This is a genomic window from Bacillus sp. FSL M7-1345 (genome assembly GCF_038006985.1).
GTDB classification, from domain to species: Bacteria; Bacillota; Bacilli; order Bacillales; family Bacillaceae_G; genus Bacillus_A; species Bacillus_A cereus_U.
Genome location: NZ_JBBOWG010000001.1, coordinates 4179765 through 4200850 on the forward strand (window position 1 = coordinate 4179765; position 21086 = coordinate 4200850).

The following is a 21086-nucleotide window of genomic DNA, read 5'->3' on the forward strand; positions in this document are numbered from 1 at the left end:
AAATACAAGGCATTAAGCCAATTAGATAGATAATTCTTTAGATAATTGATACATATCTTTATCGATTGTATGCTTTTGAGCTAACGCTTCGATAATGTCATGATCAACAAGTTTATTATTTTGAATACCAACACAACGTCCGCCATTACCAGCAATTAACAATTCAACTGCTCTTGCGCCAAGACGACTAGCTAATACACGGTCTTGTGCACTTGGTGATCCACCACGTTGCACGTGACCTAATACAGTTACACGAGTATCAAAGCTTGTTGCTTCTTCAATGTGCTTACCGATGTCAATTGCACTTCCAACACCTTCAGCTACAACGATAATACTGTGCTTTTTGCCACGTTCACTACCGCGTTTCAGACGAGCGATAACATCTTCCATGTCATACTTTTCTTCTGGAATTAAGATAGTTTCTGCACCATCAGCTAAACCAGCCCATAATGCGATATCTCCAGCGTGACGTCCCATTACTTCGATAACATATGTACGTTCATGAGATGTAGCTGTATCACGGATTTTATCAATTGCATCAATAACAGTATTTAAAGCTGTATCGAAACCAATTGTGAAGTCTGTTCCAGGGATATCATTGTCGATTGTACCTGGTACACCTACACATGGGAATCCTTGCTCAGTTAATTTTTTTGCACCTTGGTAAGAACCATCTCCACCAATAACAACAAGTCCTTCAATACCATGTTTCTTTAATTGCTCGATTCCTTTTAGTCGTACTTCTGGGTCTTTAAACTCAGGACATCTTGCTGTATATAATTTTGTACCACCGCGGTGGATAATATCGCCAACAGAACCAAGTTCTAATTTTTCAATATGACCAGAAATTAAACCAGCGTATCCATGGTAAATACCATATACTTCAATATCATGGAAAATCGCTTTACGAACAACTGCACGAATGGCAGCATTCATACCAGGTGAATCTCCACCACTCGTTAATACACCAATACGTTTCATTTGTACTCACCTCATAAAGATTATTTGCCTTATAATAAAATAACACGAAAAAATACAAAAACACAATGGAGAAGATGTGTCTTTTCATAATAAAAACGTGCATTCGCGAAGAGGAACGCACGCTTTTCTTATTTTATCCCAATGGAAGCGTTTGAAAACGAAACTTGCCCAATTTTCATATATTTTTCATAACGTTTTTCGATTAATTCATCTTTCGAAATTCCGCTTAATTGTTCAAAAGTTTTCTTAAGCATTAAATCTATATTTTCTGATTGTTTCAAAATATTACGATGCGCTCCGCCTTTTGCCTCTGGAATAATTTCGTCAATTACACCTAATTCTTTCAAATCTAATGCTGTGATTTTCATCGCTTCTGCAGCTTCTTTTGCTTTACCAGCATCTTTCCAAAGAATCGCCGCCGCACCCTCTGGTGTAATAACAGAATAAGTGGAATTTTCTAGCATATGAATGTAATCTCCTACTCCAAGACCTAACGCACCACCGCTACCACCTTCACCGATAACAATGCAAATAACAGGTACAGTTAAACCCGCCATTTCAAATAAATTACGAGCGATAGCTTCACTTTGTCCACGTTCTTCAGCTGCTTTACCAGGATAAGCTCCCTTCGTATCGATGAAACAAATAATGGGACGATTAAACTTCTCCGCTTGTTTCATTAGACGCAGTGCTTTTCGATATCCTTCTGGATGAGGCATCCCAAAATTACGACGAATATTTTCTTTCGTATCTTTTCCGCGTTGGTGCCCAATTACAGTTACAGGCATCCCCTTATATTTCGCAATGCCGCCGACAATCGCTGCATCGTCGCCAAATAGGCGATCTCCATGACATTCAAAAAAATTAGTAAATAAGTGCTCAATATAATCGAGCGTTGTCGGTCGTTCTGCATGACGAGCAATTTGAACACGGTCCCATACTTTCATATTGCCGTATATATCTTCCTCTAGTTTTTCTAGCTTGTCTTCCAAAATACGAATCTCCTCACTGAAGTCCATCTGGCTGTTTTTCGTATAGTCTTTCAGTTCACGAATCTTATTTCTTAGCTCAACAACTGGTTTCTCAAATTCTAGCTCTGCCATACAGCCATTTCCCCTCCTTGATGAACTTCTAAAATCTTACGGAGTGATTCTCTCATATCATCACGATGCACCACCGCATCTAATTGACCGTGCTCTAGTAAAAATTCTGCCGTTTGGAAATCTTCTGGCAGTTTCTCACGCACTGTTTGTTCAATTACGCGTCTACCAGCAAATCCGATAAGTGCACCTGGCTCTGCAAGATTGTAATCACCAAGTGAAGCGAAACTCGCTGAAACCCCGCCCGTCGTCGGGTGAGTCATAACAGAAATAAATAACCCTCCTGCATTACTATGCTTTTTCAAAGCTACGCTTGTTTTCGCCATTTGCATTAAACTTAATATCCCTTCTTGCATACGGGCACCACCCGACGCAGTAAAGATAATAAATGGAACCTGTAAGTCGTATGCCTTTTCAACCGCACGAGCAATTTTTTCTCCTACAACAGAGCCCATGCTGCCCATTCGAAAACGAGAATCCATTACTGCAACAACAACAAGCATGTCATCAATTGTTCCTTCACCAGTTACAACCGCTTCATACAATTCAGTCTTCTTACGATCGTTTTCTAGTTTCTCTTCATATCCCGGAAACTCAAGTGGATTTAGTGAAACCATCTCTTTGTCATACTCACGAAATGAACCTTCGTCCAATATACTATCAAGGCGTTCCCATGCATTCATCGGATGATGATATCCACAATTCACGCATACTTTTAAATTTTTAAGAAGCTCTTTCGTATACATGATTTTTTTACATTTCGGACATTTTGTCATAACGCCATCTGGTACATCTTTTCGTATTTGTTCTGAAGGTATTGCAGCGTACTTTTTCTTTTTCACGAATAAATCTCTTAGCACAATTTGACCCCCTTCGTTGAGAGCTAAGGTTAGCGTAAGAAGAAAATGGGGCTAACACCAATGTTTGATGTTAGCCTTATCTTCTCAATCTGTCTAATAACCTCTCTCTTTACGTTTAACTTTAACCGCTATGCGGTAGAATGTTTGTCATAACGTGTCATGGTCATTTCGACAAATTTTATACATTACGAGTGAAACTGTATATTCTCTACTAATTCATCGTAAATTTTTAACGCATCATTTTCTTGTTTCACTTCCAAAGTAGCATAAAGCTTTCTATAGATTTCGATAGAATCTCCTGAAACTTCACAAGAAAGAGTTGCAACGTAATCATTTACGATCATCCAAATGCGATAGAGTAAATAATTATCGAATTGTTCAATAAGTGTTTTAAAGAACGTTTGATGAAGCACCGGAATTGAGCTTTCATTTTCTTCAAGCACTTGGTGTAATTTACTTAGTACTCCAGAAAACGTTTCTTTCGGTAAATTACATACAAGTCGAATCATATCTTTCTCAAGCAATCGTTTTGTTTGTAATAAATCACGAATTGTTTTCTCATCTTGCAGCAAGAACGGAGCAATTAATTGTACAAGACCGTTATCGTAAAAGTTTCGAATAAACGTCCCCTCACCACGTCTCGTTTCAATTAATCCTACCAGTTCTAAAGCACGTAATGCTTCTCTTACAGAGGAACGTCCAACATTTAAGCGTGAACTTAACTCACGCTCAGATGGCAAACGATCTCCTGCTACTAAACAATCCTCTTCCATAATGGAACGGATTTTTTTTACAATTTCGAGATATACTTTTGTATTTGATGATGTCAATGGAAATTCCTCGCTTATTCTTTACCAATCAGCGCTAATCGTTTTGTTTTCTCAGCGACTTCATTTGGATCTACTTGACGGCGAGCCACTCCTGTCTCCATTGCTGCTTTCGCAACGTAAGCCGCTACTTGAGGCGCTACACGCGCGTCAAATGGCGCTGGAATGATATGGTCTGCATTCAACTCATCCTCTGATACAAGCTCTGCAATGGCTTGTACAGCTGCCATCTTCATTTCTTCATTAATTTGTGTCGCATGTACATCAAGTGCACCGCGGAAAATACCTGGGAACGCTAGTACATTATTTACTTGGTTCGGGAAGTCAGAACGACCTGTTCCAACAACAGCTGCGCCCGCTGCTTTTGCCAATTCTGGCATAATTTCTGGAACCGGATTCGCCATTGCAAAAATAATTGCATCGTCATTCATTGTACGAACCATCTCTTCATTTAATGCACCTGCTGCAGATACACCAATGAATACGTCCGCACCTTGTAAAACGTCAGCTAAAGAACCTTCGATACGATTCTTATTTGTATATTTTGCAACTTCATCCTTCACCGGATTCATACCGACAGGACGACCTTCATAGATTGCACCTTTACGGTCACACATAATAACGTCACGTACACCATAGCGATATAAAAGTTTAATGATTGCAATACCTGCTGCACCTGCACCATTTGCGACAACTTTAATGTCGGACATTTTCTTTCCAACTAACTTCAGCGCGTTCACAAGACCTGCTACTGTTACGATAGCTGTTCCGTGTTGATCATCATGGAATATCGGAATGTTTGTCTCTTTTTTCAAACGTTCTTCAATAACGAAGCAGTTTGGTGCTGCGATATCTTCTAAGTTTACACCGCCAAAAGTTGGCTCCATTAATTTTACAGTTTCAACAATTTTATCTACATCGTTTGTATTTAAGGCAATCGGGAATGCATCTACGCCAGCAAAGCTCTTGAATAATACAGCTTTACCTTCCATTACTGGAAGAGATGCTTCAGGTCCAATGTTACCAAGACCAAGTACAGCCGTTCCATCTGTCACAACTGCTACCATATTTCCCTTCATTGTATATTCATATACCTTACTTTTATCGTCATAAATTTCTTTACAAGGCTCTGCAACCCCTGGAGAATATGCAAGACTTAAATCTTTTGCATTTTCTACTTTTACTTTTGATACAGTTTCTAATTTTCCTTGATGCACTTTATGCATATGAAGTGCTTCTTCACGAAGTGTTGACAAACTATCCACTCTCCTCAAATTATTCTGGCTGATATCAACTTCTCCAAGTGGTCTGACCACGAACACTACTACTATAATAATCGAAGTGTAGGGAAATTGTCCATTATATTTTCACAACGACATTTTCGTCCCCGACAATTTCACGAAGTGCTCCTAAGCATTCTTCACTTGGATGAATCGATAAACTTCGAGATAATTGTACCATTTTATGTTCCTTTTCATAATAAATTAGTACTTTCGTAAAACCTGAATAGTCAAACAATATTTTCGTAACTTGATTTACAAGCTTTTTTTCATATTGAGACGGCAATTTCACGTAAACAGATGCTTCTTTCATTCCTTCATAAACATCCATTTCTTCTAGCGGATATAGTCCATTCACGATCCATTGCAACTTATGATTTCTTTGCTCAATCGTACCATCAACTAAAACAATTTCCCCTTCTTGTAACCTGTGTGAAAAATGTATATACGTTTCTGGAAAAATGACGGCTTCCATTTCATCATTTTGATCACAGAATGTAATAAACGCCATCTTTTGCAACTTTTTCGTACGAATAACTTTCACACTTGTTATATATACGATTGCTCTTTGTACTTTTTTCTTATGTCGCATCGCCTGAGCAAGAGATGGGATTTCTAATTCTTTTCCTAACTCCGCATACTGCGCTGTCGGATAGCTAGATAAATAAAAACCGAGTGCTTCCTTCTCCTTATTTAACTGTTCAATAAAGGATAGCTCTTCTCCTTGTACATATTTTGATTTCGGAACAGCATCCCCTAAATCAAAGTCACGTGCAAGATTTGCATACTCTAACGCCCCTTTAAGACTTTTCCATAACGTCGTCCTCGAAACACCAAAATCGTCAAAACATCCAGACCAGACAAACGCTTCTAAATTTCGCTCTGTTACAAATTTTGATGGCATACGAAGACAAAACTCAAATAAATCTTCGAACATTTTTTTCTCTCGTTCTTCGAGTAGCGCAGTCACGGTAGCCATTCCGATATTCCGAATCGAAAGTAAACTATATCGAATCGCATTCCCTTCTATTTGGAAGTTGTAACCACTTCTCTGAAGAGACGGCGGTAAAACGTGAAAACCTTTCCGCTTCGTTTCTCGTACATACTGCACAATCTTATCTTCATTTCCAATTGCGCTTGATAATAACGCAGTCATAAATTCCAGCGTATAATTCGCTTTTAAATATGCAAGCTGATATCCGATCATACTGTAAGCTACAGCGTGACTTCGGTTAAAACCGTAATTCGCAAATCTTACAATTAAATCGTAAATTTGTTCTGAAGATGTCTCATCGTATCCGTTTTCCAAACAACCTTGAACAAAGTGCTTACGTTCTTGATCTAAAATATCACGATTCTTTTTACTCACAGCACGGCGCAGTAAATCCGCTTCTCCAAGCGAAAATCCAGCTAACTTCGATGCGATTTGCATTATTTGTTCTTGGTATACGATTACGCCGTATGTTCGTTCTAAAATGGGCTTTAAATCCTGATGTAAATATTCAATTCGTCTTTCCCCATGCTTCGATTCAATAAAGGTTGGAATTTGTTCCATCGGTCCTGGTCTGTATAAAGAGTTAACAGCAACTATGTCTTCAAATTCATTCGGTTTTAACCCGCGAAGTACATTTCGCATACCACCTGATTCAAGCTGGAATACACCTGTTGTATCCCCTCTTCCTAACAATTGAAACGTCTTTTCATCTTGAAGAGGTAAATTTCTTATATCAATTTGTTTCCCAGTTTTTTTAACAATAAACTTTATAATATTTTCAAGTAACGTTAAATTACGTAAGCCTAAAAAATCCATCTTGAGCAATCCAAGTTCTTCTAGTGCATCAGCTGGATATTGCGTAACATAAACATCGTTATGCCCTTCTTGAATCGCTATACTTCCCGTTAACGGTTCTTGGCTCATTATAACGCCAGCTGCATGAATAGACGTATGACGCGGTAATCCCTCTACACGTTTTGCAATTTCAAACACACGCTCATGCAAAAGATTCCCTTGTATAAACTCACGGAGCGATTGCGATTCCTCATATGCATCTTTTAACGTTATACCAAGCTTTGATGGGATAAGTTTTGAGAATATGTCGATATCTCTTGGCGGGAGCCCCATTACACGAGCAATGTCTCTAATTGCGGCTTTCGCTGCAAGAGTTCCGAACGTTACAATTTGAGCGACACGAAGCTGACCATATTTATCTTTCACATATCGAATCATCTCATCACGTCTTATATCTGGAAAATCAATATCAATATCTGGAAGTGTCACACGTTCAGGGTTTAAAAACCTTTCAAATAATAAGTCATATTCAATTGGATCAATATCTGTAATTTCCAATACATAAGAAACGAGTGAACCCGCTGCCGATCCACGGCCTGGCCCAGTTAAAATACGATTTTCATGTGCATATTTCATAAAGTCCCATACGATGAGGAAATAATCGCTAAATCCCATACGAGAAATCACATGTAATTCATGATTCAAACGCTGTATATGCACTTCTTTTGGCGTACCATATCGTTTACTTAAGCCTTCTTCACAAACACGGCGCAAATACGTATCATTCGTCTCGTTAGATGGAACAGGAAACTTCGGTAGTTGATTTACATGGAAAGGAATTTCTACTTGGCAACGTTCCGCGATTGTTATTGTATTTTGAACCGCTTCCTCAGCATGAGAAAAGAGTGCTTCCATTTCATCCGATGACTTTAAATAATACTGATCCGTTTTCATTCTCGGCCTATCTGGATCAGTCATTTTCGTTCCGCCTTCAACAGATAATAAACATTCATGAACAAGTGCGTCACTTTGATTAATATAGCGAACATCATTTGTTGCAACGACTGGAACGTTTACCTTATTAATAAATTCAGGCAGTTTTTCTTGTAAAAGCAGTTCATCTTGAATCGCATGATGCTGCAAACTTATATAAAAATTGCTGAACATATTTTGATACGTATGAGCTACTTCTTCAGCCTGACTCTCTTTGTCTTCTAATAATAACTGTTCAATTTCTCCGTCTTTCCCTGGTGAAATTGCAATTAATCCTTTCGCATAATGAGCAAGCCACTTCTTCGGAATACCTTCTTTTGACTTCGTCATAATGCTGCTAGAAATCTTTAATAAATTTTGATAGCCTATTTCATTCTCAGCAAGTAAGACAAGTGGATAAGACCTTTCTTCTTCTTCACTAAAAATAGAAGCTGTTAAGCCGATAATAGGCTGTATACCATTTTTCTTGCATGCTTTATAAAACGGAATAACTCCATACATAACATTTTCATCTGTAATGGCCAGCGATGAAAATCCAAGCTCTTTCGCCCGAATGACAAGCTCATCAATTTTGCAAGCACTTTTTAATAAACTAAAAACGGTTTGACATTGTAAATGCACAAACTTCACTGTTGTACCCTCTCTTTACCTATTTGACTACTTTTATTATAGGTGATGAGGAAAGCGGAAATCAAAACATACTTCTCATACTTTGTCCATATATATGAAGAAGAAAGGGGAATGACGATGGATGTAAGAGAACATACTTTTTTCTCTCTGCTTATTATTAGTTACTTTATTGCCTTTGGAGTTATACTTGGTGGTTCATTAATTGGCGGATTTGGTGCATTTCTCATCGGAAAACCAGCTCTAACTTATATTAGTCAATTTGCTCAAAACTTAAGAATTTGGGCACTCGTTGCAGCAATTGGCGGAACGTTCGATACCTTCTATAGCTTTGAAAGAAGCTTCTTTGGCGGAGATATGAAAGATATCGTAAAACAAATTCTCCTTATTTTTTTCGCAACTGGTGGTATGCAAACTGGTCTTATTATTATTAAGTGGCTTACACAGGAACATGTATGAGAGTACCGAGTGCCAATACAGCCAAAAGGTGGTATTTAGTTTTAGCTGGTGCTGCTGTTGGAGGGATTTTGAGCTGGTTTATTTTTTTGTACATATACGGTGTTTTTCAGCAGGAACAAGCTAGTAAAATAGCAGAACAAAAAGAAATCATCGAGAAACAAGAAGCCAAACTCCACGTCCTTCTCGAAGACCAAGAGAAATTGAACACAGAAAATAAACGACTCTTAACAATTCAAGAAATCAAAATAAAAATTATAAATCGAAAAAAATATGATTTAGACAATCTTACACTTGAAAATATGACCACCTCTATCCATAATGATCTCCAGCATCTTTTAACGAAAAACATTCAAAGCATCGCAAAAAATAAAGACCTACTCAAAAAAGTCATCGAAAATAAAACGTACAAACATTACGATCGTATATACCGCTTTAAAGTAGACACAGTCTCTTTTGATACCGTACTTGAAATTAGTATTGATATAGAGAAAGAAAAATAAAAAAAGGAGGGCCTCAGCGCCTCTCCTTCTCTTTCGTTCAACATACAACTTCTTATTTACATAGCTCACGTAAATCAGCAAAAAGGCGATCCGCTTCTTCCCAAGAAGATGCTTTTGCACCAGAAGCCATCGGATGTCCTCCGCCATTATATTGCATTGCTAATTTATTAATAACTGGTCCTTTTGAGCGAAGACGAACACGAATAACATCATCTTCCTCTAAAAATAGAACCCATGCCTTTAATCCATCAATATTACCAAGCGCCCCGACAACACCAGATGCTTCAGTAGAAAGTACATCAAACTCTTCTAGTACCTCTTTCGTTAATTTAATGTATGCTGCGCCTTCTTCTACCATCGTGAAATTTTGTAAAATATAACCGTTTAAACGAGCAATCTTTTCTTTTGTCTTATACATTTCATTGTATAAATCTGTGAATTTCACGTCCATATCAACAAGCTCACTTACGTAACGAAGTGTTTTCGCTGTTGTATTTGGGAATAAGAAACGACCTGTATCACCGACAATACCCGCTAAAATAAGGCGAGCTGCTTCCTTTGATATCGTTAATCCTTTATCTTTTCCATAACTGTAAAACTCATAAATCATTTCACTTGTAGAACTAGCTGTCGTATCCACCCACGTAATATCTCCGTACGGGTCTTCATTCGGATGATGATCAATTTTAATTACCATCTTTCCTTTTGCATAACGTTGATCACAAACACGCTCTTGATTTGCTGTATCACAAACGATAACAAGTGCATCTTCATATATACTATCTTCAATATCATCCATTACTCGTAAAAACGCTAAAGAAGGCTCGTTGTACCCAACCATATAAATATTTTTCTCTGGAAACGATTCTTGCAGAATTGTACCAAGTCCGCACTGAGAACCTAACGCATCTGGATCCGGACGTACATGACGATGAATAATAATTGTATCAAACTCTTTAATTGCTCCTAAAATTTGCTCATGCATATGTATAATCTCCTTTTTATTCAACTTCTTCATTTTATCCCGCATTAACGTGTAGTAAGACTCCCACCTCAAAAGTATTAAAAACAATGGGGCAAAATTAATTTGGAGCCCGGATGCACGTAAAAGCCCGATTGGTGAGGGCTAATAATTAGTACGTGGGATCTCCCCACACTAATTAAAGTTTCACTTTATCCCCCATTATAACGGAAAACATTTCATACATGCGAACAATTGCTTTATAATAAAAATTAGAAAGTTTAGATTTTTTTTTTTTTCTAAAATGTTATTTTTATACCAATCGATGGGAGCGTGTATTATGCCAGTATTCGTCTTTTGTATTATCATCTCATTTGTGTTGTACCTCTTCTACAAAACAAAATTCTTTCGTACAAACCGTCCAATGGAGAAAGGTTGGCTCTCAGGAAAATCCGCAATGGCACTCGGCTTATTCGTCCTATTCTTTGGGATAAACCAATTCTTTTTAGAACTTTCAACTGCACGCATTATCGTTGGTGTTTTGTTTATTTTACTTGGCAGCGCGAGTACATTTAATGGATTTCGCCAATATAAACATTTTTTACCATTAGCAGTCAAAGAAGCCGAATCTTATAAAACAACGTAAAAAAAGCATCAATATTGTGATGCTTTTTTACGTCCCTTCACTTTCAAAATCGTATATGCAACAAACGCAGATGGTATATTAAAGAGATTACCTTGCACGTGAAAATGTAATTGTTCTTCTTCAAAAGACATCTGTTTGTATAATTCTTGCTGAGATAATCCTGTTCTTTTCTTTTTTTCATGCAATCCTTGTAAATATAAATATTGAATTGGTATCATCACAAGAAAGTAAAAGAGTGCGATACCACCAAAAAAGAGTACTTCTGATGACATATGGTATACCACCTTCCGACATCTATTATCTTATAATACAGTTATAACATAGTATAAACTGAAATTAAATTAATATTCTGTTTTTTAACCATATAATTACGTCTCCGCATATATATCCTGCTAAAACTCTTCCACATCTTTAGCAATAGCTTCAAAGCCCAATAAAACAAAAAAGATGGAACAAACCAAAGCGATTTGTTCCATCTTTTTATTTATCGATCAATTGCACCATAAGTAACGCTTTCCCGACAACATTACCTTCATGATGCACTTCTACATCAACCTTACCAAATTTACGCCCAATTTCTAATACTTTCGGATGAACCGATACAACATTATCAATTTGAACCGGCTTTACGAAATAAATTGTTAAGTTCTCAACAATTGAATCGCTCTTCTTCTGCGCACGAATGACGCGGTTTGTTGCTTCTGTCACAATTGTTGTGAATACACCGTAAGATAACGTCCCGATTGAATTCGTCATTTGTGGTGTCACTGAAAATTGATATAAATGCTCATTTTTCGCTTCTTTCGGCGTCATAAATTGATTCGTTACAATGTCATCAATCGTTTCACCAACTTGTGGTTGACGCTGAATCATCTGCAAGGCCTGAAGTACATCTTGACGACTAATGATACCTTGCAATTTATTTCCATCCTCCACAACAGGAAGTAATTCAATACCTTCCCACACCATCATACGTGCTGCAGCTGCGACAGACATTTTTCCATTTACCGTAATCGGGTGTTTCGTCATCACTTTATCAATCGGTGTATCTTTCGCAACACCAATCATATCTTTCGAAGTTACGATACCTAACACCTTTTTATTTTCATCCACAATTGGATAGCGTCCATGCATCGTCTCTTCATTGTACTCATGCCATTTCTGCACTATGTCACTAGGCTTTAAATATAGTGTTTCTTCAATTGGTGTTAAAATATCTTCAACGAGTACAATTTCTTTCTTAATAAGTTGATCATAAATTGCACGGTTAATTAACGTTGCGACCGTAAATGTATCATAACTACTCGAAATAATTGGCAATTTCAATTCATCTGCTAACTTTTTCACATGCTCTTCTGTATCAAATCCACCTGTAATTAATACAGCAGCCCCTGTTTCTAATGCTAATTGATGTGCGTTCGTACGGTTACCGATAATAAGTAAGTTCCCCGCTTCTGTATAGCGCATCATCGCTTCTAATTTCATAGCCCCAATAACGAATTTATTTAACGTTTTATGTAGTCCTTCTCTGCCCCCAAGTACTTGACCATCGACAATGTTAACGACTTCTGCATATGTCAGTTTTTCGATATTCTCTTTCTTCTTTTGCTCAATTCGAATTGTTCCGACACGTTCAATTGTACTAACATACCCTTTATTTTCTGCATCTTTAATTGCACGGTAAGCGGTCCCTTCACTTACACTTAAATCTTTCGCAATTTGCCGCACAGAAATTTTATGCCCTACTGGCAGGCTATTAATATGTTCTAAAATTTGATTATGTTTGGTAGCCAAATGGTTTCACCATACTTTCTTTTCCCTAAATTCTTCATGTGTTGTATTTTCAGTATACTATATTTCCAAAACTGTTACACTCTCTCTTTGTATGTCTGTACTATTTTTTTTATAACAAAATGCTCCTTACATTACACCAGTCATTCTATTACAACAATGTAATGGTATTGTCATCTCGTTCGATGGTTTGTCCACACGCTTCAATATACAATTAAGACAAGAAATGAAACAAAGGAGTGGATACATTATGAAAAAATTTTTAGAGGTTGTAGGTGCTGTATTTTTAGCTTTCGTAGACGGGAAAAAAGTTGCAATGGAGTTGAATGAAACACCCGAACAGCCACGTACAAAAAGAAAAGAATTACCTAAACAAATACAAACTTTAAAAACTGTACTACACACATAAAAAACCCTTCACTTGTCGTTTCAAATGAAGGGTTTCTTTTTTATAGTGTAATACTTTCTCCAGCTTCTAATACTTTCCCTGTACAATTTTGTAGCTTTTCTACAAATTGATATGGATCTTGTTCAATAACCGGGAACGTATTATAATGCATCGGTACAATTGTTTTCGCACCAGTCCATTTTGCAGCTAAAACAGCATCTTCTGGCCCCATTGTGAAATTATCGCCAATTGGTAAAAATGCTACATCAATATTATTAAGTTCTCCAATTAACTTCATATCAGAGAATAACGCAGTATCTCCTGCATGATATACCGTTTTCTCCTCTGCCGTAAACAAAATACCAGCTGGCATACCTGTATATGTAATCGTCTTATTTTCTTCATCAATATAACTAGATCCGTGGAATGCTTGTGTGAATTTCACTTTACCAAAGTCAAATACATGTGAACCTCCAATATGCATTGGATGTGTATTTACACCTTGCCAGCCTAAAAATGTCGCTAATTCAAATGGTGCCACAACGACCGCATTATTTTTCTTTGCTAACGCTACTGTATCCCCAACATGATCACCGTGTCCGTGCGATAAAATAATCGCATCAACTTTTACATCTTCAGCCTTTAAATCTGTTTTCGGATTTCCTGTTAAAAACGGATCAATTAAAATAACTTTTCCATTCGTTTCAATCTTTACAACTGAATGCCCGTGATAAGATACTTTCATCATTACATTCCTCCCCTATTCACATTCTCACTTTTTATTCTACATGATTTCTCAATTACCTGTCTTTTCTAACATCTATTTACTTGTCATAACGCTTTCATCCGATGTAAAGTTATATTTGTAATTAAATATCTCGGGGGTGCCAATCGATGAATGCTAGATTAGAAAATTTAATGCAATGGCTAAAAGAAAAAAACGTAGAAGCTGCGTTCTTAACTTCTACACCGAACGTTTTCTACATGACGAACTTCCACTGTGAACCACATGAAAGACTACTTGGTATGTTTGTATTCCAAGAAAAAGAACCTATTTTAATTTGTCCTAAAATGGAAGAAGGTCAAGCGCGTAACGCTGGCTGGGCACATGAAATCATCGGATTTACTGATACTGACAGACCATGGGATATGATTGCAAAAGCAATTAAAGATCGTGGTATTGATGCAAATGCAGTTGCAATTGAAAAAGAACATTTAAACGTAGAACGTTACGAAGAATTAACAAAATTATTCCCAAATGCAGCTTTCAAATCAGCTGAAGAGAAAGTTCGCGAGCTTCGCTTAATTAAAGATGAAAAAGAACTTTCTATTTTACGTGAAGCAGCTAAAATGGCAGACTATGCTGTTGAAGTTGGTATAAATGCAATTAAAGAAAATCGTAGTGAGCTAGAAGTATTAGCAATTATTGAGCATGAATTAAAAACAAAAGGCATCCATAAAATGTCATTCGATACGATGGTATTAGCAGGTGCAAACTCTGCTCTTCCACACGGTATTCCAGGTGCAAACAAAATGAAACGCGGCGATTTCGTACTATTTGATTTAGGTGTAATCATTGAAGGTTATTGCTCTGACATTACACGTACAGTAGCATTTGGTGATATTTCTGAAGAACAAACTCGCATTTACAACACTGTACTTGCTGGACAACTACAAGCAGTTGAAGCATGTAAACCAGGCGTTACATTTGGTGCAATTGACAACGCTGCTCGCTCTGTTATCGCAGATGCAGGTTACGGAGACTTCTTCCCACACCGCCTTGGTCACGGACTTGGAATTAGCGTACACGAATACCCAGATGTAAAAGAAGGCAACGAGTCTCTATTAAGAGAAGGTATGGTCTTCACAATCGAGCCAGGTATTTACGTACCAAACGTAGGCGGCGTTCGTATTGAAGATGATATTTACATCACAAAAGACGGATCAGAAATCTTAACGAAGTTCCCGAAAGAATTACAATTTGTGAAATAATAAAGTGAAACTTTAATCAGTGGGGGTTTTGTTCATCCCCCACTGATTATTAGCCTTCACCAATCGGGCGTTTACGGGCAGTTGATCTCCCACCTAACTTCTTTGCTCCAGCCGAATTTTGAGGTGGGAGTCTTACTGCCCGACAAATAGCGGGATAAAAAAGGTAGCTTGATTGCTACCTTTTTCTATTTCTCTACTAGTTCAAATTTCTCTACAATCATTTTTGCTGGGTAGCTTTCAAGTATTTGAGAAGACCATACATTTATTTTATCCCCTGTTTTTAATTGATCATATGCGTTTTTATCCTTAAAGCTCAAGACTGTATCTGATGGATGCTCTTTATTCATTTGTTGTTCCATATAATTTTGCAACTCTACTTTTGTTTCAAACGTTTTATCGCCGACAAAAAACACCGTGTCATTTCTTAATATGATATACCCTTTATATTGCCCCGTCCGATTTTTGCTCTCTCCAGAAAAAGTAACATACGAATTCGAACAACTTCCTAAAAAGAAAATACTAATAAAAAAAAATAATGCTCTCTTCATAATGACTCTCCATTCAAAAGCACTTATTTCTTGTCTATTCCTTCCTCTCATTATACTATCAATATACAGAATTTTCTAAATTAGGAGGATTTATATGTTACAACAACAGTTAGAAGAAATTCGTACTAATAATTACATAATGGCTAACACAATTCATATTGATTCCTTAAGTTCCAGCATGCTTCAACATATCGGTGTTACCGATAGCTATTTAAGAGACAAACTCATTTACTCTACTTTTTATCATCTAATCAAGAAGGACTATATTTCACACACCCACTTACAGAAACTATTATCAGAAAGCATCAGTGAAAACTATTTATTCTATAAAATTCATACAGATGACGATGACGCTGTATTTACCCGTGCATTTACAACATTATTAATCGCACTCATTATTGATGCTGATACAAATCATAATTTCTTATCACAGACTGATATTTTAAATGTGAAAGATAAATTAATTCTATATATGAACAAAGAACATGATTTCCGTGGGTATGTGCAAGACCACGGCTGGGCACATAGTATCGCTCATGCTTCCGATACATTTGAAGCACTTGTTAATAATCCTAAACTGGAAACTTCACATTACGAAGAAATACTACAAACTTTATTAAACAAAGTTTGTGTCCATTCCATTTATTACAAATATGAAGAAGATGAGCGTATCGTTTATCCGATTGTCGCAATGCTACAAAATGATCTAAAGGAAGAAGTACTCATAATAGCCCTCGGTGATTTAGTAGCTCAATTACAAACTCAAAAACAAACACTACACATTGAATCGTATGAATTTCTATACGGAAATATAAAATCTTTCTTACGTAGCTTATTTTTCAGACTACGCACACTGTCTATATGTAAAAAAACCGAATGCGAAATTGAAAAATTACTACAAGAGCTTCCTAAATATTATTAAAAAAGAAGGCCCTTTAAAAAGTGCCTTCTTCTATTTCACTAATATTTAATTGAAATTTCACAATCCAAACTGAGAAAAGGTGGACAAGAAACGCAAACACCATACATGCTCCACTTAAAAAAGTTAATATAGGATGCGAATACACGTGCCCTAAACCATAGGATATTACCACGAGAAATATTGTTATGTAAATATAAATTGCTCCATGTATTTGCTTCATATTAGCCTCCTTTTCCCATATTATAACATAAATTTTCTGATTATTCACATTAATTAACTGTAATTAATATTTCTCCACTGTTACACCTCTAACAGCCGCCTTAATATAAGGTGCTCCTTGTAAACTTTGTAAATCCTCTGTTTTTCCGGTTACGACTACTCCGTATATTGGTATGTCTTTTGGGTTGGTGTTTTTTACTTCCTTATAGTTTGTCCTAAAATGGTCTTGAAATCCCCCTTTATTTTCACTTAAAGATTTCATAGAACCAATAAATCCTATAGAGTTTCTTTTAATATCCTCGTACTCATCTTTCTTTCTATCAGCATAACTCCCCTGAAATCCAAACACAGCTTTTGATTTCTCTATTAATAATGATTCAAACGTATCATTACTCATTCCGCTCTCCTTTCTATATACTCAACGTTTGAGAGCGTAAAATGTATACAGCTTTTCTAAAAAAATTTCATAATAATAAGCACATCTTCGCCAATGTGCTCCTCTCAAAAATACTATTCTATTATTTCATCGCTTCCTTCACAACATCTTGAATCATAACGACTTCCGTTTTCATATCGACAGCCGGAGCATCCTCATCAATACATTCATACCAAAACTCCAAATGCTTTTTATCAATTTCATGATGAGAATTTTCGACATGAGCCCCACCTTCTCCTTGCACAGAATACCAATATAAGTACTCTTCTCCATCTCTTATTTCCCGGAAAATTGTCTCTACATACATCTTTTCGTCGTTTAATGTCAAAAGCACTTCTTTCATATTGTCATTAAGAAGCTGCATCCATTCATCTACACGATGACTTTTACCTTGTTTCACTTTAAATCTCGTTAACTCCACATTCATTTTTATTCCCCCGTTCTCTTACGTACAAACAAACTATATTCTATTGGATTATGAAAACTTAATTTACTAGCTAATTTTTGCGAAGGAATATTGTCTACATTACAATCCCAGCACGGTGTAATATCGTTTTGCATGCAATGTTCAATGAAATGTGTTGCGACAGCTTGGGCTAACCCTTTCCCTTGATGCACTTCATGCGTTGCAATATCAATTTCAGCAAAACTATTCCCTCTAAATATTGAGACGCATTCAGCTATAATTATCCCATCTTGTTCTATACAAAATCCAAAGCCATTATTCAAAAACACTTCTTTTGATCCCCAATATTCTTTGTAATAATCCTCTGTAAATTCATTACTTCGTTCTATATCACTTTTATCAATACGTTTAATTTCATATGTATTTTTGTTTAATTCTATTTTTCTATCTTCAAAAACTTCTCTTTGAAATTGAAATGTCGTTCGTGGGATGTTCCGAAATGCATTACTAAAGTACTCTTCAATCATCATTTCCCACTCTTCACTCGAAGTGAACAGTGTAAATCGTTTCTCTGTTTTTTCAATGGCTGTTTTTATATACGAAAATAAATCTTCGTTATAACTTTGGTCTTGAGTGTCACCAAACAAATAATAAATACCATTAGTGGTGACGATTAGTCCTGCTGTTAATTTCTCATTTATAAAAATCTCACCATTTATGTTTTGATCACAAACTGCATACGCAAAAGTCGTTGTTCGTTGATTCCCTTCTAAAAGTGGAATTACTTTATCGTATTCTTCAATCTCTAACCTTCTCATACGACCTCCACAATAACCGTATCCGCCTCTATATTTTCAAAACAAAGATTTACCGTTCTCTTTAATGCTCTCGTTCTATGAATTGTTCCTGCTGGAATTAAAATGGAATCGTTCAGCTTTAAAACTGCTGTTTCTCTATTTTGAAAATCAATAAGTAATTCCCCCTCTAATACAATGAATAATTCATCCGAATTAGAATGATAGTGCCAATCATATTCACCAGTAAACACAGCAATTCGTAAGCAATGACTATTCACATTTGAAACGACGAAGTTTTTATGTTGGTCTTTAATATCTTTTGTTAATTCTAATAGATTTACTGTTTCCATAGTTCTCCCCACCCAATTCCCTCTATCGATTTTCATTTCTCGTTTAATTCCAAATTATCACAAAAATATACATTGTAACAAGCGAATTTTCTCGTAAAGTTTTGTTTACTTTTTGTAAAGTTTCATTTACTTATTACCTAAAAATGGATATGATAAATGTAACAAATTTACAAAAAGGAGACTTTGTATATTTGATTAAAAATAAAGTAAAACAATTCCGCGTCGTTAGAGACATCACCCAAGAGCAATTAGCCTCCTCTGTTCAAATCACTAGACAATCCCTCATCGCTATCGAGAAGAGTAAATACAACCCAAGTTTAGAATTAGCATTGAAATTATGTGAGTTTTTCAACTGTAAAGTAGAAGATTTATTTCAATTAGATAAAACTGGGGAGGAAAAAGAATGAAAAATACTTTTAATCAAGAATTCATTTTACATCTTACCATTTTAGTGTTAGGATCGACTTTTCTTTATTTCAATAGTAGCGATGAAGAAAAGATTCGTTCCGTCCTTCTATTCACTGGCGTATACATACTCTTAGCCTTGGTACTATTTGTAGTGAAACGAATATTCTTTAAGAACAAAAAGAAAGAGTCCGAGAAATACCCATTACCTGAGACAGATGAAAGAATTGAAAAAATGGGCTTAAAATTTATGGCGCAAATTTTCGGTCTTTCTCATTTAATTGGCTCTGCGATACTATTTGTTTTATATATCACTAACGAAAATTCGACGATACGAGTAGAGTATGCCCTGTATTACTTGTTTGGAATTCTTTTCTTCACAATGATGTTCGGCTTGAAAATTGTGAAGAAATTAGATAATTAGTTTAAACAAAAAGACCCTTCCTACAAAGGAAAGGTCTTTATTTTATTTCTATTATGATAAAGCAGGAGCTTTTTCAAGAAGCTCTTTCGCATCAGCATATTGTAAGCCGTGCGCTTCTGCAACCGCTTCGAATGTTACATAGCCATCTAATGTGTTAATACCTTTTAATAATGCAGCGTTGCCTAGGCAAGCTTCTTTGTAGCCTTTGTTAGCAATTTGTACTGCATATGGTACTGTTACGTTTGTTAATGCAAGAGTTGATGTACGTGGAACCGCACCTGGCATATTTGCAACTGCATAGTGAACAACACCATGTTTCTCATAAGTTGGGTTGTCATGAGTTGTAATACGGTCAGTTGTTTCGAAAATACCACCTTGGTCAATCGCAATATCTACAACGACAGAACCTGGTTCCATTGATTGAATCATTTCTTCTGTTACAAGTTTTGGCGCTTTTGCACCTGGGATTAATACCGCACCGATTACAAGATCAGATTCTCTTACAGCTTCTGCAATGTTGTACGGGTTAGACATTAACGTTTTTACTTGGTTTCCAAAAATATCATCTAATTGACGAAGACGTTCTGCACTTAAGTCGATGATTGTTACATCTGCACCTAAACCTACTGCAATTTTCGCTGCGTTTGTACCAGCTTGACCACCGCCGATAATTGTTACTTTACCGCGTTTAACCCCTGGAACACCTGCAAGTAAAATACCTTTTCCGCCTTTGTTTTTCTCAAGGAATTGTGCACCAATTTGCGCAGACATACGACCTGCAACTTCACTCATTGGTGCAAGTAATGGTAAAGAACGATTGTCTAATTGTACTGTTTCGTATGCAATTGATACCACTTTGTTATCAATTAATGCTTTTGTTAATTCTGGCTCTGGAGCTAAGTGTAAATATGTGAATAAAATTAAACCTTCACGGAAATAACCGTATTCACTTGCAACTGGCTCTTTTACCTTCATAACCATATCTTGATTCCATGCTTCTTCAGCAGTTTCAACAAGTTTCGCACCAGCTTGTACGTATTCTTCATCTGTAAATCCTGATCCTACACCTGATCCTTTTTGAACAAAAACTTCATGACCATTTTGTACTAAATGTACAGCTCCCGCTGGCGTCATTGCCACGCGGTTTTCATTGTTTTTAATTTCTGTTGGAATACCGATACGCATTATTAGTTCCCCCTTGAGTTATGAAATGACCCCTGAATCATTTTTTTAAAGCGCTTTCTACACTCTTATATTCTAACATAATATCTCAATATTTGACAAAAAATAATACAAGTTTTCCGATAGATTTAATCTTACATTAAAGGACAGTATTATCCGTACCTCTCAGTATAAAGGATAAACTGTCCAATTATTCGAAACTT

At 36.4% G+C, this 21086-nt stretch carries 24 protein-coding genes and 1 pseudogene; 8 read left to right on the forward strand and 17 right to left on the reverse strand.

The window, feature by feature from the left end; genetic code table 11:
- Nucleotides 1-21: 21 nt before the first annotated feature.
- From pfkA to dnaE, 6 genes are all read right to left on the reverse strand, one after another.
- A complete protein-coding gene (gene pfkA / locus MHB76_RS21810) occupies nucleotides 22-981 on the reverse strand; it encodes a 6-phosphofructokinase (RefSeq protein WP_002034288.1) in 960 nt (319 codons plus the stop codon).
- A gap of 128 nt (nucleotides 982-1109) precedes the next feature.
- Entirely contained in the window at nucleotides 1110-2084 is a 975-nt protein-coding gene (gene accA / locus MHB76_RS21815) for an acetyl-CoA carboxylase carboxyl transferase subunit alpha (RefSeq protein WP_000818786.1), read from the reverse strand.
- Entirely contained in the window at nucleotides 2072-2941 is an 870-nt protein-coding gene (gene accD / locus MHB76_RS21820; RefSeq protein WP_002160256.1) for an acetyl-CoA carboxylase, carboxyltransferase subunit beta, read from the reverse strand. Before accD ends, accA begins: the two co-directional genes overlap by 13 nt.
- A gap of 185 nt (nucleotides 2942-3126) precedes the next feature.
- Nucleotides 3127-3771 carry a FadR/GntR family transcriptional regulator gene (locus MHB76_RS21825; protein ID WP_002112207.1) on the reverse strand — a complete coding sequence of 215 codons (645 nt, stop codon included), beginning with the start codon at nucleotides 3769-3771 and terminating at the stop codon, nucleotides 3127-3129.
- Nucleotides 3772-3785: 14 nt separating this feature from the next.
- Entirely contained in the window at nucleotides 3786-4994 is a 1209-nt protein-coding gene (locus tag MHB76_RS21830; RefSeq protein WP_165497510.1) for an NAD(P)-dependent malic enzyme, read from the reverse strand.
- Between the two features lie 133 nt (nucleotides 4995-5127).
- A complete protein-coding gene (gene dnaE, locus MHB76_RS21835) occupies nucleotides 5128-8460 on the reverse strand; it encodes a DNA polymerase III subunit alpha (RefSeq protein ID WP_078172709.1) in 3333 nt (1110 codons plus the stop codon).
- A 42-nt stretch (nucleotides 8461-8502) separates the two neighbouring features.
- Between dnaE and MHB76_RS21840 the strand changes: the two genes are divergently transcribed.
- Together MHB76_RS21840 and ytrI are read left to right on the forward strand one after the other, a co-directional pair.
- On the forward strand, nucleotides 8503-8916 hold the full coding sequence (locus MHB76_RS21840; RefSeq protein ID WP_078172708.1) for a YtrH family sporulation protein: 414 nt from the start codon (nucleotides 8503-8505) through the stop codon (nucleotides 8914-8916).
- On the forward strand, nucleotides 8913-9416 hold the full coding sequence (ytrI, locus tag MHB76_RS21845) for a sporulation membrane protein YtrI (RefSeq protein WP_002112211.1): 504 nt from the start codon (nucleotides 8913-8915) through the stop codon (nucleotides 9414-9416). Before MHB76_RS21840 ends, ytrI begins: the two co-directional genes overlap by 4 nt.
- A gap of 52 nt (nucleotides 9417-9468) precedes the next feature.
- Here the strand turns inward: ytrI and MHB76_RS21850 are convergent, their stop codons facing one another.
- Complete coding sequence (locus tag MHB76_RS21850) at nucleotides 9469-10401, reverse strand: DHH family phosphoesterase (protein ID WP_217700229.1); 933 nt, start codon at nucleotides 10399-10401, stop codon at nucleotides 9469-9471.
- Between the two features lie 316 nt (nucleotides 10402-10717).
- Between MHB76_RS21850 and MHB76_RS21855 the strand changes: the two genes are divergently transcribed.
- Nucleotides 10718-11023, forward strand: a complete 306-nt coding sequence (locus tag MHB76_RS21855; RefSeq protein ID WP_002088950.1) for a YtpI family protein — start codon at nucleotides 10718-10720, stop codon at nucleotides 11021-11023.
- Between the two features lie 8 nt (nucleotides 11024-11031).
- Here the strand turns inward: MHB76_RS21855 and MHB76_RS21860 are convergent, their stop codons facing one another.
- The gene (locus MHB76_RS21860) at nucleotides 11032-11295 is read right to left on the reverse strand and encodes a DUF3949 domain-containing protein (RefSeq protein ID WP_002112213.1); all 264 of its coding nucleotides are present in this window, start codon (nucleotides 11293-11295) and stop codon (nucleotides 11032-11034) included.
- 208 nt (nucleotides 11296-11503) lie between these two features.
- A complete protein-coding gene (locus MHB76_RS21865; protein ID WP_000201581.1) occupies nucleotides 11504-12817 on the reverse strand; it encodes a DRTGG domain-containing protein in 1314 nt (437 codons plus the stop codon).
- Nucleotides 12818-13064: 247 nt separating this feature from the next.
- On the opposite strand from MHB76_RS21865, the gene MHB76_RS21870 reads away from it, so the two are divergent.
- Nucleotides 13065-13223, forward strand: coding sequence for a hypothetical protein (locus MHB76_RS21870; RefSeq protein WP_002112214.1), 159 nt, complete (start codon nucleotides 13065-13067; stop codon nucleotides 13221-13223).
- Nucleotides 13224-13263: 40 nt separating this feature from the next.
- Here MHB76_RS21870 and MHB76_RS21875 read toward each other — a convergent pair whose 3' ends face one another.
- Nucleotides 13264-13947 carry a metal-dependent hydrolase gene (locus tag MHB76_RS21875; protein WP_078172706.1) on the reverse strand — a complete coding sequence of 228 codons (684 nt, stop codon included), beginning with the start codon at nucleotides 13945-13947 and terminating at the stop codon, nucleotides 13264-13266.
- A gap of 149 nt (nucleotides 13948-14096) precedes the next feature.
- Here MHB76_RS21875 and pepQ point away from each other — a divergent pair, with 149 nt between their 5' ends.
- A complete protein-coding gene (gene pepQ / locus MHB76_RS21880) occupies nucleotides 14097-15194 on the forward strand; it encodes a Xaa-Pro dipeptidase (protein WP_002160249.1) in 1098 nt (365 codons plus the stop codon).
- Between the two features lie 185 nt (nucleotides 15195-15379).
- Here the strand turns inward: pepQ and MHB76_RS21885 are convergent, their stop codons facing one another.
- Complete coding sequence (locus tag MHB76_RS21885) at nucleotides 15380-15742, reverse strand: DUF3221 domain-containing protein (protein ID WP_078175071.1); 363 nt, start codon at nucleotides 15740-15742, stop codon at nucleotides 15380-15382.
- Nucleotides 15743-15836: 94 nt separating this feature from the next.
- On the opposite strand from MHB76_RS21885, the gene MHB76_RS21890 reads away from it, so the two are divergent.
- Nucleotides 15837-16664, forward strand: coding sequence for a DUF2785 domain-containing protein (locus MHB76_RS21890; protein ID WP_078175069.1), 828 nt, complete (start codon nucleotides 15837-15839; stop codon nucleotides 16662-16664).
- Nucleotides 16665-16677: 13 nt separating this feature from the next.
- Here the strand turns inward: MHB76_RS21890 and MHB76_RS21895 are convergent, their stop codons facing one another.
- The 5 genes and pseudogenes from MHB76_RS21895 to MHB76_RS21915 form a co-directional block, all read right to left on the reverse strand.
- Nucleotides 16678-16884 carry a hypothetical protein gene (locus tag MHB76_RS21895; protein WP_002160248.1) on the reverse strand — a complete coding sequence of 69 codons (207 nt, stop codon included), beginning with the start codon at nucleotides 16882-16884 and terminating at the stop codon, nucleotides 16678-16680.
- 63 nt (nucleotides 16885-16947) lie between these two features.
- A pseudogene (locus MHB76_RS21900) lies at nucleotides 16948-17232 on the reverse strand (anti sigma factor C-terminal domain-containing protein); the annotation flags it as partial.
- 169 nt (nucleotides 17233-17401) lie between these two features.
- The gene (locus MHB76_RS21905; RefSeq protein ID WP_078175066.1) at nucleotides 17402-17746 is read right to left on the reverse strand and encodes a DUF6176 family protein; all 345 of its coding nucleotides are present in this window, start codon (nucleotides 17744-17746) and stop codon (nucleotides 17402-17404) included.
- Nucleotides 17747-17748: 2 nt separating this feature from the next.
- Nucleotides 17749-18543, reverse strand: a complete 795-nt coding sequence (locus MHB76_RS21910) for a GNAT family N-acetyltransferase (protein WP_078175064.1) — start codon at nucleotides 18541-18543, stop codon at nucleotides 17749-17751.
- Entirely contained in the window at nucleotides 18540-18872 is a 333-nt protein-coding gene (locus MHB76_RS21915; RefSeq protein WP_078175062.1) for a cupin domain-containing protein, read from the reverse strand. Before MHB76_RS21915 ends, MHB76_RS21910 begins: the two co-directional genes overlap by 4 nt.
- A gap of 143 nt (nucleotides 18873-19015) precedes the next feature.
- Here MHB76_RS21915 and MHB76_RS21920 point away from each other — a divergent pair, with 143 nt between their 5' ends.
- Both MHB76_RS21920 and MHB76_RS21925 read left to right on the forward strand, forming a co-directional pair.
- On the forward strand, nucleotides 19016-19279 hold the full coding sequence (locus MHB76_RS21920) for a helix-turn-helix transcriptional regulator (RefSeq protein WP_078175075.1): 264 nt from the start codon (nucleotides 19016-19018) through the stop codon (nucleotides 19277-19279).
- Nucleotides 19276-19701 (forward strand): hypothetical protein, encoded by a 426-nt coding sequence (locus tag MHB76_RS21925; protein WP_078175060.1) that lies wholly within the window; start codon nucleotides 19276-19278, stop codon nucleotides 19699-19701. The genes MHB76_RS21920 and MHB76_RS21925 overlap by 4 nt, the downstream gene beginning before the upstream one ends.
- 51 nt (nucleotides 19702-19752) lie before the next feature.
- Here MHB76_RS21925 and ald read toward each other — a convergent pair whose 3' ends face one another.
- Nucleotides 19753-20886 carry an alanine dehydrogenase gene (gene ald / locus MHB76_RS21930; RefSeq protein ID WP_002112237.1) on the reverse strand — a complete coding sequence of 378 codons (1134 nt, stop codon included), beginning with the start codon at nucleotides 20884-20886 and terminating at the stop codon, nucleotides 19753-19755.
- Nucleotides 20887-21086 lie beyond the last annotated feature (200 nt).

Coding starts and splice junctions, on each gene's coding strand:
- pfkA (WP_002034288.1), bottom strand. CDS start 981: ATGAAACGTATTGGTGTATTAACGAGTGGTGGAGATTCACCTGGTATG.
- accA (WP_000818786.1), bottom strand. CDS start 2,084: ATGGCAGAGCTAGAATTTGAGAAACCAGTTGTTGAGCTAAGAAATAAG.
- MHB76_RS21830 (WP_165497510.1), bottom strand. CDS start 4,994: ATGCATAAAGTGCATCAAGGAAAATTAGAAACTGTATCAAAAGTAAAA.
- ytrI (WP_002112211.1), top strand. CDS start 8,913: ATGAGAGTACCGAGTGCCAATACAGCCAAAAGGTGGTATTTAGTTTTA.
- MHB76_RS21850 (WP_217700229.1), bottom strand. CDS start 10,401: ATGCATGAGCAAATTTTAGGAGCAATTAAAGAGTTTGATACAATTATT.
- MHB76_RS21855 (WP_002088950.1), top strand. CDS start 10,718: ATGCCAGTATTCGTCTTTTGTATTATCATCTCATTTGTGTTGTACCTC.
- MHB76_RS21860 (WP_002112213.1), bottom strand. CDS start 11,295: ATGTCATCAGAAGTACTCTTTTTTGGTGGTATCGCACTCTTTTACTTT.
- MHB76_RS21870 (WP_002112214.1), top strand. CDS start 13,065: ATGAAAAAATTTTTAGAGGTTGTAGGTGCTGTATTTTTAGCTTTCGTA.
- MHB76_RS21875 (WP_078172706.1), bottom strand. CDS start 13,947: ATGAAAGTATCTTATCACGGGCATTCAGTTGTAAAGATTGAAACGAAT.
- pepQ (WP_002160249.1), top strand. CDS start 14,097: ATGAATGCTAGATTAGAAAATTTAATGCAATGGCTAAAAGAAAAAAAC.
- MHB76_RS21885 (WP_078175071.1), bottom strand. CDS start 15,742: ATGAAGAGAGCATTATTTTTTTTTATTAGTATTTTCTTTTTAGGAAGT.
- MHB76_RS21890 (WP_078175069.1), top strand. CDS start 15,837: ATGTTACAACAACAGTTAGAAGAAATTCGTACTAATAATTACATAATG.
- MHB76_RS21895 (WP_002160248.1), bottom strand. CDS start 16,884: ATGAAGCAAATACATGGAGCAATTTATATTTACATAACAATATTTCTC.
- MHB76_RS21905 (WP_078175066.1), bottom strand. CDS start 17,746: ATGAATGTGGAGTTAACGAGATTTAAAGTGAAACAAGGTAAAAGTCAT.
- MHB76_RS21910 (WP_078175064.1), bottom strand. CDS start 18,543: ATGAGAAGGTTAGAGATTGAAGAATACGATAAAGTAATTCCACTTTTA.
- MHB76_RS21915 (WP_078175062.1), bottom strand. CDS start 18,872: ATGGAAACAGTAAATCTATTAGAATTAACAAAAGATATTAAAGACCAA.
- MHB76_RS21920 (WP_078175075.1), top strand. CDS start 19,016: ATGGATATGATAAATGTAACAAATTTACAAAAAGGAGACTTTGTATAT.
- MHB76_RS21925 (WP_078175060.1), top strand. CDS start 19,276: ATGAAAAATACTTTTAATCAAGAATTCATTTTACATCTTACCATTTTA.
- ald (WP_002112237.1), bottom strand. CDS start 20,886: ATGCGTATCGGTATTCCAACAGAAATTAAAAACAATGAAAACCGCGTG.